9 protein-coding genes are annotated in these 13,727 nt (G+C 72.3%); 6 read left to right on the forward strand and 3 right to left on the reverse strand.

The features are described from left to right. The first annotated feature begins 74 nt into the window (after positions 1 to 74). Positions 75 to 1,988 (forward strand): DNA helicase RecQ, encoded by a 1,914-nt coding sequence (gene recQ / locus CFP66_RS30390; RefSeq protein ID WP_094928635.1) that lies wholly within the window; start codon positions 75 to 77, stop codon positions 1,986 to 1,988. Here the strand turns inward: recQ and CFP66_RS30395 are convergent. Both CFP66_RS30395 and CFP66_RS30400 read right to left on the reverse strand, forming a co-directional pair. Then, positions 1,952 to 2,482, reverse strand: a complete 531-nt coding sequence (locus tag CFP66_RS30395; protein WP_158228271.1) for a DUF742 domain-containing protein — start codon at positions 2,480 to 2,482, stop codon at positions 1,952 to 1,954. The two genes, recQ and CFP66_RS30395, sit on opposite strands and share 37 nt — an antisense overlap. 230 nt (positions 2,483 to 2,712) lie before the next feature. Continuing rightward, positions 2,713 to 5,151, reverse strand: coding sequence for an FAD-dependent oxidoreductase (locus CFP66_RS30400; RefSeq protein ID WP_198961761.1), 2,439 nt, complete (start codon positions 5,149 to 5,151; stop codon positions 2,713 to 2,715). A 140-nt stretch (positions 5,152 to 5,291) separates the two neighbouring features. Here CFP66_RS30400 and CFP66_RS30405 point away from each other — a divergent pair, with 140 nt between their 5' ends. From CFP66_RS30405 to CFP66_RS30425, 5 genes are all read left to right on the forward strand, one after another. Beyond that, positions 5,292 to 6,128 (forward strand): phosphotransferase, encoded by an 837-nt coding sequence (locus tag CFP66_RS30405; protein WP_198961762.1) that lies wholly within the window; start codon positions 5,292 to 5,294, stop codon positions 6,126 to 6,128. Positions 6,129 to 6,166: 38 nt separating this feature from the next. Then, positions 6,167 to 8,467, forward strand: a complete 2,301-nt coding sequence (locus tag CFP66_RS48645) for an amino acid permease (protein ID WP_233159837.1) — start codon at positions 6,167 to 6,169, stop codon at positions 8,465 to 8,467. 105 nt (positions 8,468 to 8,572) lie between these two features. Further along, positions 8,573 to 9,916 carry a glutamine synthetase family protein gene (locus tag CFP66_RS30415; RefSeq protein WP_369805205.1) on the forward strand — a complete coding sequence of 448 codons (1,344 nt, stop codon included), beginning with the start codon at positions 8,573 to 8,575 and terminating at the stop codon, positions 9,914 to 9,916. Further along, complete coding sequence (locus CFP66_RS30420; protein WP_094928638.1) at positions 9,897 to 10,616, forward strand: gamma-glutamyl-gamma-aminobutyrate hydrolase family protein; 720 nt, start codon at positions 9,897 to 9,899, stop codon at positions 10,614 to 10,616. Before CFP66_RS30415 ends, CFP66_RS30420 begins: the two co-directional genes overlap by 20 nt. A 23-nt stretch (positions 10,617 to 10,639) precedes the next feature. Next, entirely contained in the window at positions 10,640 to 11,407 is a 768-nt protein-coding gene (locus CFP66_RS30425) for a 3-oxoacyl-ACP reductase (RefSeq protein ID WP_094928639.1), read from the forward strand. Between the two features lie 10 nt (positions 11,408 to 11,417). Here CFP66_RS30425 and CFP66_RS30430 read toward each other — a convergent pair whose 3' ends face one another. After that, positions 11,418 to 13,670: an ATP-binding domain-containing protein gene (locus CFP66_RS30430; protein ID WP_094928676.1), complete on the reverse strand. Its 2,253-nt coding sequence runs from the start codon at positions 13,668 to 13,670 to the stop codon at positions 11,418 to 11,420. Between the last annotated feature and the right edge of the window lie 57 nt (positions 13,671 to 13,727).

Here is a 13,727-nt window from a genome sequence, read left to right on the forward strand (position 1 = left end):
AATGTCGCCGTCCCTGCACCGAATCGCTGATCACGCAGATGACCCCCCGCCGTCTTCCGGTCACGGATAGTGGCATGAAGGAACGACGGGTCGGGAATCCCGTGGTTCGGCCACGGGCCGTCGGTCCCTCCCCCTACCATCGCCGGGTGTCCGAAGCCCCGACGTCCGCACCCCCCGCCGCCCCGCTCGACGTCCTCGGGCGCGTCTTCGGCTACGGCTCCTTCCGGGGCGAGCAGGCCGAGATCATCGAGCACGTCTGCGGCGGGGGCGATGCCCTGGTCCTGATGCCCACCGGCGGGGGCAAGTCGCTGTGCTACCAGATCCCCGCGCTGGTGCGGCCCGGTGTCGGCGTGGTCGTCTCGCCGCTGATCGCGCTGATGCAGGACCAGGTCGACGCGCTGCGCGCGCTGGGTGTCCGGGCCGGGTTCCTCAACTCCACCCAGAACCCGGACGAGCGCCGCGACACCGAGCAGGCCTTCCTCTCGGGCGAGCTCGACCTGCTCTACCTCGCCCCCGAGCGGCTGCGGGTGCCGTCCACGCTGGGCCTGCTCGACCGGGGCCGGATCGCGCTGTTCGCCATCGACGAGGCGCACTGCGTGGCGCAGTGGGGCCACGACTTCCGGCCCGACTACCTGGCGTTGTCGGAGCTGCACGAGCGCTGGCCCGACGTGCCGAGGATCGCGCTCACCGCCACCGCCACCGAGGCCACCCACACCGAGATCGCGCAACGGCTGGGCCTCGAGCCGAGCGAGCAGGCGCGGCACTTCGTCGCCAGCTTCGACCGGCCCAACATCCAGTACCGGATCGCACCCAAGGACGAGCCGCGCCGCCAGCTGCTCGACCTCATCCGCGCCGAGCACGCCGGCGACGCCGGCATCGTCTACTGCCTGTCGCGCAACTCCGTGGAGCGCACGGCGGAGTTCCTCAGCGGCCAGGGGCTCACCGCGCTGCCCTACCACGCCGGGCTCGACGCGGGCACCCGCGCGCGCAACCAGTCCCGGTTCCTGCGCGAGGAGGGCGTCATCGTCGTCGCCACGATCGCGTTCGGCATGGGTATCGACAAGCCCGACGTCCGGTTCGTCGCGCACCTGGATCTGCCCAAGTCGGTCGAGGGCTACTACCAGGAGACGGGGCGCGCGGGCCGCGACGGCCTCCCGTCCACGGCCTGGCTCGCCTACGGCCTGGCCGACGTCGTGCAGCAGCGCAAGATGATCGAGGAGTCCGAGGGCGACCGCGAGCACCGCCGCCGCCTCGCGCAGCACCTCGACGCGATGCTGGCGCTCTGCGAGACCGTCGAGTGCCGTCGGGTGCAGCTGCTCGCCTACTTCGGGCAGCGCGGCGCGCAGCCGTGCGGCAACTGCGACACCTGCCTGACCCCACCGCAGTCCTGGGACGGCACGGTGGCAGCGCAGAAGGTGCTCTCCACGGTGTTCCGGCTCGACCGGGAGCGGCGCCAGAAGTTCGGCGCGGGGCAGATCGTCGACATCCTGCTGGGCCGGCGCACCGCCAAGGTCGAGCAGTTCGACCACCACTCCCTGTCGGTCTTCGGCGTCGGCACCGAGCTCGGCGAGGCCGAGTGGCGGGCGGTGCTGCGCCAGCTCGTGGCCCGCGGGCTGCTGACCGTGGAGCCGCGGCACCAGACGTTCGTGCTCACCGACGACAGCCGGCCGGTGCTGCGCAGCGAGCGGCAGGTGATGCTGCGGCGCGATCCCGAACGGCAGGCCCGCAGCCGCTCGCGCAGCCCGCGCGCCGAGCAGCCCGCGCTGCCCGCCGAGGCGGCGCCGGTCTTCGAGCGTCTGCGCGCCTGGCGCGGCGCCACCGCCAAGGAGCAGGGCGTGCCGGCGTACGTGATCTTCCACGACGCCACGCTGCGCGAGATCGCCTCCCGCCGTCCGGGCACCCTCGCCGAGCTGGGCACCGTCAGCGGCGTCGGCGAGAGCAAGCTCGCCCGCTACGGCGAGCAGGTCCTGGAGGCGCTCGCCGGCTGAGCCCGGGCCACCGGGTGCACGGTCCGCGGGGTGGGCACGAGGTCCGCCGCGGGCGCGTCGGTGATCCATGGGCCGTTCTCCGGGCTCGGCGGCCGGCGGCGTGAGCGCAGGCCCTCCAGCAGCCGGATGAGGATCTCAGGGCCGGGAGGGCCGTCCCCGATCGTCGGAGGCGGCACGTGCAGGTCGAGGTAGCCGCCGGTCACGAGGTCGACCATCAGCAGGCGCGCCTCGGCAGGCGGGACGGCGAGCGTGGCGGCGATCTCCACCAGCGACACCGGAGCGCGGGCCAGCTCGAGGACGGTGCGGTGCGCGTTCCCGAGGTCATGGCCCCAGCCGGCGCGGCGCGTCGCGGTGACCACCGACTCGAGCGCCAACTCGCCGCCGCCCGGCCGGGATCGCCACCCCGGCGGTGCGGAGCCCGGAACGACGGACCGCTCCGATCCCCGGGCCACGGCCGCCGCTGGACGGGTGACCCCCCGCACCGAACGACCCATGCGCATCCTCCGCGACGTGGCGAAGCGCGACACGCAGGCCGAGGCCGCACTGCCGAGGAGCCGGACCCGCCGGTGACCGGACGTCACATCTGGGGTGGCCCCGCGGCCCACGTGTCACGCGAACAGCGCAGTGGAGTTCGCTGCCATCGCGCTTTTCGTTACGCCTGGTGCCGATCTCCGCGCGGTGCGTAGGCCACTGCGGTGAGCCGCGAGGGACGCGCTGCTCGCCGTCAGGCGCGGATGCGACCGCCCTTCGGGTCGTACAACGGGCTCGCCGCCACCTCTGCGCGCTGCCACGTGCCGTCGACCTGCACGTCCAGCTCGGCACCCTCGGGGGTGTCGGCAGGAAGGTAGGCAAAGGCGATCGAGCGGGCGACCGTGTAGCCGTAGCCGCCCGAGGTCACCTGCCCGACCACCTCGCCCGCCAGCCACACCGGCTCCCCACCCAGTGCGACGGCGCGGGGGTCGTCGAGCACGAGGCAGGCCAACGTCCGGGCGACCCCCTGCGCCCGGGCCGCGTGCAACGCCTCGTGCCCGACGAACCCCCCGTCCCGGCGGACCGCGAAGGCGAGGCCCGCCTCGTCCGGGGTGGTCTCCGGGCCGATGTCGGCCCCCCACACCCGGTAGCCCTTCTCCAGCCGCAGGCTCTCGATCGCCCGGTAACCGCCGGGCCGGGCGCCGGTCCCCACGAGCGTGCGCCAGAGCGCGGCGCCGTACTCGGTCGAGCAGTAGAGCTCCCAGCCCAGCTCACCCACGAACGTCACGCGCGCGGCCCGCACGGGAACGTCCCCGACGGTCGTCTCCTGCATCGAGCCGAACGGGAAGTCGGTGTTCTCGAGCGACGCCGGCGTGAGCGGGGCGAGGAGCTCACGCGCCTGCGGCCCCCACATGCCGAAGCACGCCTCCGAGCCGGTGACGTCGGCCAGCCGCACGGACGCACCGGTCAGGCGGGCCTGGCGGTGCAGCCAGCCGAGGTCGTGCCGGCCGAACGCGGTGCCGGTGACGACGAGGAACTCGTCCTCGGCGAGCCGGGTCAGCGTCACGTCCATCTCGATGCCGCCGCGCTCGTTGAGCGCCTGGGTGTACACGACCGCTCCCGGCGGCCGCCCGACGCGGCCGCTGAACACGTGTGCGCAGAACGTCGCCGCGTCCGGGCCGCTGATCGAGATCTTCGCGAACGAGCTCTCGTCGAACAGGCCCGCCGACTCCCGCACCGCCCGGTGCTCGGTCTCCACGCACGGCGACCACAGCCGGCCCGCCCAACCCCGCGGCCGGAGCTCCTCCGAGCCCGGCTCCGAGTAGTGGTTCACCCGCTCCCAGCCGGCCTTCTCCCCGAAGACGGCGCCGTGCGCGGCGTGCCACGGGTAGGCGGGCGAGGTGCGCAGCGGCCGCCCCGCCTCCCGCTCGGCGGACGGGTAGCGGATGTCGTAGTAGCTCTCGTAGTTCTCGACGGTGCGCGCGAGCGTGTAGCCGGGAGAGCGGTAGTGCCGGCCGAAGCGGCGCACGTCCATGTGCCAGAGGTCCATGCCGGGGTCGCCGTCGAGGATCCAGTCGGCCATCACGCGCCCGATGCCGCCTGCCCCGGCGATGCCGTGCGCGCAGAACCCGGCGGCGACGAAGAACCCGGCCACCTCGGTCTCGCCCAGGCAGAACTCGTTGTCCGGGGTGAACGCCTCGGGCCCGTTGATCATGCTGGTCACCCCGGTGTCGGCGAGCAGCGGCACGCGGACCTGCGAGTTCTCGACGATCTCGGTGAACCGGTCCCAGTCCGGCGGGAGCAGCTTGCCGTTGAAGTCGGCGGGAACGGCGTCGTAGGAGCGCGGCGTGGCCGTCCAGGGCAGGGAGTCGCGCTCGTAGCCGCCCATGACGAGGCCGTCGACCTCCTGGCGGTAGTAGACGAGCAGGTCCGGGTCGCGCAACGACGGCAGCGGCCGGCCCTGCGGGAGCGACCCCGCAGGCAGCGGCTGCGTGACGACGTACTGGTGCGACATCGGCACGACCGGGATCCGGACGCCGGCCAGCCGCGCGATCTCCGCGGCGAACATGCCGCCGCAGTCCACGACGATCTCGCACTCGACATCGCCGCGGTCCGTGCGCACGCCGTTGACCTGGCCATTTGCGGTGTTGATCGCGATGACACGGGTTCGTTGTGCGATCGTGACCCCCTGTGCCCGTGCCCCCGCCGCGAGGGCGTAGCACAGGCGCGAGGGGTCCACGTGACCGTCCGTGGGCGTGTACGCCGCACCGAGTACCCCATCCGTGTTCATCAGGGGAAACAGGGCTTTGGCCTCCCCCGCGGAGATCAACTCGAGGGGGAGTCCGGAGCGGGCGGCCCACCCGGCCTGGCGCCGGATCTCCTCCAACCGCTCCGGCGAGGACGCGAGTCGCAGCGAGCCGGACTCGACCCAGCCCGGCGCCTGGTCGGTGTCGGCCTCGAGCTTGCGGTACAGGTCGGCCGAATAGACGTTCATCCTGGTCAGAGCCGGGTCGGAGCGCAGCTGACCGACCAGCCCTGCCGAGTGGAAGGTGGAGCCGCTGGTCAGCTCGGAGCGCTCCAGCAGCAGGACATCCCGCTCACCACGCTCGGCGAGGTGGTAGGCGACACTGGCGCCGCCCACCCCCCCACCGACGATCACGATGCGGGCACGGGAGGGCAACGCGACGGCCATGGCGCGCACCATACGGTCTAGACCGTATTTGACGCGAGCCCTACCATCCCCGAGTGGAGTTGACCACGATAGAACTCGATCCGAGTATTGACGCCCTGCTCGACACGATTCCGTGTACAGCGCGTCACCCTCGCACCGTCGTGGACCTCCCGGGTGGGCTCACCAACCGCAACCTCAAGGTCGCGAACGCTGACGGAGTGTGTGTGGTGCGCATCCCGGCGGCCGGTCCCGGCCTGCTCGGGATCGACCGGGACGCCGAGCACGCCAACTCCGTGGCCGCCGCGGCCTCCGGTGTGGGCGCGCCCGTGCTGCACTACCGCCCCGGTGAGGGCATCGCCGTGGGGTTCCTGTCCGGTCGTGCCCTCGGCGACGCCGACCTGCACCGGCCGGACGTGCTGCACCGGGTCGCCGCCGCCTGCCGGCAGCTGCACGCGGGGCCGCGCTTCGTCAACGACTTCGACATGTTCGAGGTGCAGGCCCGCTACCGGCGCATCGTCGCCGAGCACGGGTTCCGGCTGCCGGACCGGTTCGACGAGTTCACCCCGGCCGTCGCGCGCATCCGCGAGGTCCTCGGGCCGCGCACCGACACCGTGCCGTGCAACAACGACCTGCTGGCCGAGAACCTCCTCGACGACGGCGAGCAGGTCCGGATCATCGACTACGAGTACTCCGGCAACAACGACCCCTGCTTCGAGCTGGGCAACATCTGGAGCGAGGCGACACTGCCCCTCCCCCTGCTCGACGAACTCGTGACGGCCTACTACGGGCGGCCCCGCCCTCGGCAGGTCGCGCGTGCCCGGCTGTTCGCCCTGATGTCCCAGTACGGCTGGATGCTCTGGGCGTCCATCCAGAACGGCTCCAGCCCCCTCGACTTCGACTTCTGGTCGTGGGGGATGGAGAAGTACGACCGCGCAGTCGCGGCGTTCGACGGACCCGACCTCGAGCACGTGCTCGAGGCGGCCTCCCAACCCGAGTAAGACCCCCGTTTCGACTCCAGATTTCGACAAGGAGCCCCGTGGCTGCCACCGAGAGCGCCGAGCGCACCGAAGACGAGGCGATCCTGCATCGTCTCGGCTACGCCCAAGTGCTGTACCGCGAGATGGGCGGGTTCTCCAACTTCGCCATCTCCTTCACCATCATCTCGATCCTCGCCGGCTGCCTGACCTCGTACTACCTCGCCTTCAACAACGGCGGCCCGGTGGCGATCACCTGGGGATGGCTGCTCGTCGGGGCCTTCTGCATCCTCGTTGCGATGGCGATGGGCGAGATCGCCTCCGCGATGCCGACCGCGGGCGCGCTGTACTTCTGGGCGTCCAAGCTCGGTGGGCCGGCCTGGGGCTGGTTCACCGGCTGGTTCAACCTCGTGGGTGAGATCGCGGTCACCGCCTCCATCCAGTACGGCTCGGCCATCTTCACAACGGCTCTGCTGAACCTGTGGTTCCCGGGTCTCGGCAACGAGACCGGAACGATCTTCGTCGTCTTCACCGTGATCGCGGCGCTGCAGCTCGGGCTGAACCTGCTCAACATCAACGTCCTCGCGCTGCTGAACACGGTCTCGGCGTGGTGGCACATGGCCGGCGTGGCCGTCATCGTCCTCGTGCTGGCCGTCGTGCCCGAGACCCACCAGTCCCCCGCCTTCGTGTTCGGCGAGACGATCAACAACTCGGGCTTCTCCGACACGGCGTTCTGGTTCGTCTTCGGCATCGGCCTGCTGATGTCGCAGTACACGATCACCGGCTTCGACGCGTCGGCCCACATGAGCGAGGAGACGCGTTCGGCGTCCCGTACCGCCGCGCTGGGCATGGTCATGGCCGTTGTCGCCTCGGTGGTCTTCGGTTTCATCCTGCTGGTCGCGGTGACGTTCGCCGTTCCCGACGTGCCGGGCGTCATCGACGCGGGAGGCGACGCGGTCATCTACATCTGGACCGTGGCGCTGGGCGAGACCTGGACCCAGTTCCTGCTGCTCATCGCCGTGATCGCGCAGCTGTTCTGCGGGACCGCGTCGGTGACGGCGTCCTCGCGCATGATGTTCGCGTTCTCCCGCGACCAGGCGGTTCCGTTCTCCAACGTCTGGCGCAAGGTCGCGAGCAACCGCGCGCCCGTCAACGCGGTCACCGCGATCTGCGTCCTGTCGTGGGCGCTGATGCTCCCGACGCTGGTCAACGGCGTGCTCGGCTACGCGGTCGGTACCTCGATCGCGGTCATCGGGCTCTACATCGCGTTCGGGCTGCCGATCATCCTGCGCATCAAGGCGGGCGACTCCTTCGAGGCGGGCGCGTGGAGCCTCGGCAACCGCTACAAGTGGATCTCGACGATCTCCGTGGTGTGGATCGGCCTGGTGTGCATCCTGTTCCTGATGCCGCTCTCCCCCGCCGGCGTGCCCTTCTCGGCGGAGTTCGACTGGGAGGCGATGAACTACGCGCCGCTCACCGTCGGCGGCGCTCTGATCCTCTTCGGCGGCTGGTACCTGATCTCGGCCCGCCACTGGTTCACCGGACCGGTTCCGGAGGGCGGCTCGCTGGCGGAGCTGCAGAGCATCGAGGACCAGCTCGCGGTGGAGGCCGCCGGGACCACCACGTCCACCACGGCAGCCGCCGGCGCGGCGACCACGGCGGGAGCTGTGGCGGTCGCGGAGAAGGCCGACGAGAAGGACGCCGCGGCTGAGAAGGACACCGAGAAGGACACCGCGGCTGAGAAGGCCGACGAGAAGGACACCGCGGCCGAGAAGGACGAGGCCGGGACCAAGACCGACGAGAAGGCCGACGCCACCGACGCCGACACCACCGACACCAAGGCCGCCGAGTCCGCGGACACCGGGACCGCGGTGGAGCCGCTGACGACGGACGAGCCGACGGTGGAGGCGAAGGCCGAGGCGAAGCCCGCAGCGGACGTCGAGCCCGTGGCACCGACCGCGGCCGACACCGGGACGGCCGAGGCGACCCCGACGGCGGTCGACCCCGGCGTCCGGGCTGCGCTCAAGGACGAGCTCAAGGACGAGCTGAAGGCCGAGCTCAAGGAGGAGCTGAAGGCCGAGCTGCTGGCAGAGCTCACGGCGAAGGCCACGACCAACGGCCGGGCCAAGCGGACCACCAAGCCCCGCACCTCGGCCGCCGCCACGCCGAAGACCGAGGCCGCCGCCGCAACGACACCGCCGACGACACCGCCGACGACACCGCCGACGACGTCCGAGACAGCGCCCGAGGCAGCGCCGACCGCGCCCAAGCGCAGGACCACGCGCAAGGCCGCACCCAAGACCGACGGAGAGGCCGGCGCCGCTCCCGAGGCCGAGCCGGAAGCCGACACCCCGGCGAAGTAGATACACGACCCCGCACGGCGAACGGCACTCCTGCCAGTGCAAAGCTCTGGCAGGAGTGCCGTTCGCGTGATCGCCCCCTGAGGAGTTCCCATGGCCCGCACCGGCATGCTCACCCTGGAGCAGCTGCGCACCCACGTCGACGACGGATCGATCGACACCGTGCTCGTCGGGTTCACCGACATGCAGGGCCGCCTGCAGGGCAAGCGCTGCGCGGCGCCGTACTTCCTCGACGAGGTCGTGCCGCACGCCGCGGAAGCCTGCAACTACCTGCTCGCGGTCGACGTGGACATGAACACGGTCGACGGCTTCGCGATGTCGAGCTGGGAGACCGGCTACGGCGACTTCGTGCTCGTCCCCGACATGGCAACGCTGCGGCGCGTGCCGTGGCACGAGGGCACCGCGCTGGTGCTGTGCGACCTGCGGTGGGCCGACGGCGCCCCCGTCATCGCCTCGCCACGTCAGATCCTGCGCGCCCAGCTCGACCGGCTCGCCGCGCACGGCCTCACCGCCGACGTCGGCACCGAGCTGGAGTTCATGCTGTTCGCCGACTCGTTCGACACGGCGTGGCGCAAGGCCTACCACAACCTCGAACCGGCGAACCTCTACAACGTCGACTACTCGATGCTGGGCACCTCCCGGGTGGAGCCGCTCCTGCGGCGCATCCGCAACGGGATGGCCGGCGCCGGGATGGTCGTGGAGTCGGCGAAGGGCGAGTGCAACCTCGGCCAGCACGAGATCGCCTTCCGCTACACCGACGCGCTCGCCACCTGCGACAACCACACGATCTACAAGACCGGGGCCAAGGAGATCGCCGACCAGGCCGGCAGCGCGCTGACCTTCATGGCGAAGTACGACGAGCGCGAGGGCAACTCGTGCCACATCCACATCTCGCTGCGCGGGCAGGACGGCCCGGTCTCGGCCGGGGAGGGCGAGCACGGCTTCTCCCCCCTCTTCGCGCACTTCCTGGCCGGCCAGCAGGCCTGCCTGCGGGAGCTGACCTACCTGTTCGCGCCCAACGTCAACTCCTACAAGCGCTTCGCCGAGGGCTCGTTCGCCCCGACGGCCGTGTCGTGGGGCCTGGACAACCGGACGTGCGCCCTGCGGGTGGTCGGGCACGGCCCGTCGCTGCGCGTGGAGAACCGCGTGCCCGGCGGCGACGTCAACCCCTACCTCGCGGTGGCGGCGTTGATCGCGGCCGGCCTGCACGGCATCGAGAACGAGCTGCCGCTGCAGCCCGCCTTCGCCGGCAACGCCTACCAGTCCGACGCGCCCCGCGTGCCCACCACGCTGCGGGAGGCGGCGGAGCTGTTCACCGGGTCCGAGGTCGCGAAGGCGGCGTTCGGCACCGAGGTCGTCGACCACTACGCCAACGCGGCACGCGTGGAGCTCGCCGCGTTCGAGAGCACGGTCACCGACTGGGAGCGGCGGCGTGGTTTCGAACGGCTCTGACGGCAGGCGCCCGCTCGTCGGGCTCACGGCGTACGGGGAGCGGGCCGCGTACGGCGTGTGGGACCACGAGGCGGTCCTGCTGCCCCGCACCTACAGCGACGTCGTGGTCGCCGCGGGCGGGGTGCCGGTGCTGCTCCCGCCGGTGCCGGAGGCGGCCGCCGCCGTCGACCGGCTCGACGCGGTGGTGATCGCCGGCGGTCCGGACGTGGACGCCCGCCGCTACGGCGCGCAGCCACATCCCCGTGCCGGCGCGCCGCGCCCCGAGCGGGACGCGGCCGAGTGCGCGGTGCTGCGCCGCGCGCTCGAGCGGGGGATGCCGGTACTGGGCGTGTGCCGCGGCGCCCAGATCATGAACGTCGAGCTCGGCGGCACGCTGGTGCAGCACGTCCCGGACGCCGTGGGGCACGCGGAGCACAACCCCTCGCCCGGTGTCTTCGGCAGCGTCGCCGTGGAGCTCGAGCCGGGCAGCCGCGTCGCCGCGGCGCTCGGCCCGGCCGTGTCGGTGCTCTGCCACCACCACCAGGCGCTCGACCGGGTGGCCGAGGGCCTCGTGGTCACCGGTCGCGCGGGCGACGGCACCGTCGAGGCCGTGGAGCACACCGGCCACCCCTTCGTCGTGGGTGTGCAGTGGCACCCGGAGCAGGACGCCACCGACGTCCGGCTGATGGCCGCGCTGGTCAGGGCAGCCGCAACGGTCTAGACCTGAGGATCTACGCTCGCGGCATGACGGAACGGTTCTCCGGCCGCACCGCGGTCGTGACGGGTGGCGGCAGCGGCATCGGGCTGGCCACGGTGCGCAGGCTCGCCTCCGAAGGGGCCCGCGTGGTGATCGGCGACATCGACCCCGGTCCCGGCAAGGCCGCGGCCGACGAGGTGAGCGGGCTGTTCGTGCAGACCGACGTCACCTCGCAGGAGCAGGTCGAGGCCCTGTTCGCCGCGGCGGTCGATACCTACGGCGGCGTCGACGTCGCGTTCAACAACGCCGGCATCTCCCCGCCGGAGGACGACTCGATCCTCGACACCGGGATCGACGTCTGGCGGAAGGTGCAGGAGGTCAACCTGACCTCGGTGTACCTGTGCTGCAAGGCCGCCATCCCCCACATGCAGCGGCAGGGCCGCGGTGCGATCGTCAACACGGCGTCGTTCGTTGCGGTGATGGGCGCCGCCACCTCCCAGATCTCCTACACCGCGTCCAAGGGCGGCGTGCTCGCGATGACCCGGGAGCTGGGTGTGCAGTTCGCGCGCGAGGGCATCCGCGTCAACGCGCTGTGCCCCGGACCGGTCGACACACCGCTGCTGCAGGAGCTGTTCGCCGCCGACCCGGAGCGCGCCCAGCGCCGCCTGGTGCACATCCCGATGGGCCGTTTCGCCAAGCCCGAGGAGATCGCCTCCACGGTGGCGTTCCTGGCGAGCGACGACGCCGGCTTCATCACGGCGTCGACGTTCCTGGTGGACGGCGGCATCTCGGGCGCCTACGTCACCCCCCTCTGACCGCACCCGCTCAGGGGGTGCTCTGCAGTTTCTCCAGCATCTGCGGTAGTTGCTGTGTGTGCACCACGGCCAGGCGTTGGGTCGCGCGCGTCAGCGCCACGTAGAGGTCGTTGGCCCCGCGCGGGCTGTCGGCCAGCAGCTCGGCGGGCTCGACCACGATCACGGCGTCGAACTCGAGGCCCTTCGCGGCGGTGACCGGGAGGACCACCACCGCGGCGGTGAGGTCGACGTCCTGCGCGTCGGCCGCCCGCTCCCCCAGCAGGCGCTCGCGCAGCGCAGGCACCCGCGCGGCGGTGGTGAGCACGGCCGTGCGGCCCTCGCCGACCGCCCCGGCCTCCTCGGCCAGCACCTTCGCCAGGGTGTCGTCCAGCTCGCCCGATGGGGAGTGCACCGCGCGCGGGGCCACGCCGGCGCTGCGCACCGACCGCGGTGGGGCCAGGCCGGGCTCGATCGCAGCCAGGACGTCGTCGGCGACGTCGGCGATCTCGGCCGGGGTGCGGTAGTTGACCGTGAGCTGCTCCAGCCGCCAGCGGCGCGCCACGAACGGTGCGAGCACCTCGTCCCACGAGCCCGCCCCGGCCCGGTCGCCGGTCTGGGCGATGTCGCCGACGATCGTCATCGACCGGCTCGGGCAGCGGCGCATCACGAGCCGCCACGCCATCGGCGTGAGCTCCTGCGCCTCGTCCACGATGACGTGGCCGTAGGTCCACTCGCGGTCGGCCGCCGCCCGCTCCGCGGTCGAGTCGTAGCGGCGCACCCGCTGCCGCTCGGCGAGCCGGTCGGCGTCGACGATGTCGGTGGCGCGCAGCAGCTCGGGGTCGAGGTCCTCCTCCAGGTCGAGCACGTCGAGCACGCCCTGCGCGTACATGACCTCCTCCCGCAATGCCGCCGCTTCCCGCGCGGCGGCCTCCGCGCCGTCGTCACCCAGCAGCTCGGCGGCCTCGTCCAGCAGCGGCACGTCGGCGGGGGTCCACCGCAGGTCGGCCGGCACGTCGTCGGCGGGAGCGGGGCGCACCAGCAGCTCGCGCTCGCCCGCAGGCAGGCGCCGGGCCACCGAGTTCAGCCGCTTGCGGTCGGCGAACAAGTCGGTGAGCAGCTCCTCGGCCGACAGGGTGGGCCACAGCCGCTCGAGCTCCCGGCCCAGCTCGGCGCTCTCCATGAGCTCCTCGCGGATGTCGGCCAGGTCGCCCGCATCGAGCAGGTTGCGCCCGCCGGAGCCGGTGAGCGTGCGCGCCACCTGCTCGGCCAGCAGCCGCACCGCCTCCTTGCGGAAGATCCGTTTCCCCTCGTTGTGCGGTTTGCGCGAGCGGCGGGCCCGGGTGCGGGCGGTGTGGGCGACGTCGCGGTCCAGCCGCACGGCCTGCTGCTCCACCACCAGCTCGATCGGCTTGCGCGGCACCTGCTGGCGGTCCCGGACCGCGGCGGCGACCACCGCCGCCATCTCCGCGCGCCCCTTCACCGCCGCTGTCTCCGCGGTCTCGTGACGGCGCGCGTCCAGGTTCGGGTGCAGCTGCCCGACGGTGCCGAGCACCACGCTGGTCTCGCCGAGCGAGGGCAGCACCTGACCGATGTAGGACAGGAACGTGGGGTTCGGCCCCACCACCAGCACGCCGCGGCGCGCGAGCCGGTCGCGGTGGGTGTAGAGCAGGTACGCCGCGCGGTGCAGCGCCACGGCCGTCTTGCCGGTGCCCGGCCCACCCTGCACCACCAGCACGCCCGAGGGCTTCGAGCGGATGATCGCGTCCTGCTCGGCCTGGATGGTGGCGACGATGTCGGCCATCCGGCCGGTGCGCCGCGCGTCGACGGCGGCCAGCAGCGCCGCCTCGCTGGTGAGGCCGCTGGTCTGGGTGACCGCGGTGGCGTCGTCGAGGTCCAGGACCTCGTCGTCCACGGCGAGGAGCTCGCGACGGCGGGTGCGCAGGTGCCGGCGGCGGCGGATCCCCTCGGGGGACGCCGCGGTGGCCGTGTAGAAGGGCCGGGCCGCGGGCGCGCGCCAGTCCATCAGCAGAGGCTCGTACTCGTTCTCCTCGTCGAGCAGGCCCAGCCGGCCGACGTAGCGGCGCTCGCCGTCGGCCACGTCGAGGCGACCGAACGCGAGGCCGTGCTCGGCGGCCCGCAACGCGGCGAGGCGGTCGGTGTACATGGCGGCTGCGGCATCCCGCTCGGTGAGTGCCTGCGGTGTGCCGACGGTCTCGTCGTGCAGCACCCCCTGCAACCGCCGGGCGGTCTCGGAGCGTCGGGCGTCGAGGCGTTGGTAGAGCATGCGGACATACGCCTGCTCGTACTCGATCCCGTCCTCGCTCCCGTCTGCGATCGCGTT

Origin of the sequence: Pseudonocardia sp. MH-G8 (assembly GCF_002262885.1) — a bacterium.
Lineage (GTDB): Bacteria > Actinomycetota > Actinomycetes > Mycobacteriales > Pseudonocardiaceae > Pseudonocardia.

What these genes read in the sequence shown, in the direction of transcription:
- CFP66_RS30395 (WP_158228271.1), bottom strand. Translation starts at nt 2,482, where the DNA reads ATGGGTCGTTCGGTGCGGGGGGTCACCCGTCCAGCGGCGGCCGTGGCC.
- CFP66_RS30430 (WP_094928676.1), bottom strand. Translation starts at nt 13,670, where the DNA reads ATGCTCTACCAACGCCTCGACGCCCGACGCTCCGAGACCGCCCGGCGG.
- CFP66_RS30425 (WP_094928639.1), top strand. Translation starts at nt 10,640, where the DNA reads ATGACGGAACGGTTCTCCGGCCGCACCGCGGTCGTGACGGGTGGCGGC.
- recQ (WP_094928635.1), top strand. Translation starts at nt 75, where the DNA reads ATGAAGGAACGACGGGTCGGGAATCCCGTGGTTCGGCCACGGGCCGTC.
- CFP66_RS30400 (WP_198961761.1), bottom strand. Translation starts at nt 5,151, where the DNA reads ATGGCCGTCGCGTTGCCCTCCCGTGCCCGCATCGTGATCGTCGGTGGG.
- CFP66_RS30415 (WP_369805205.1), top strand. Translation starts at nt 8,573, where the DNA reads ATGCTCACCCTGGAGCAGCTGCGCACCCACGTCGACGACGGATCGATC.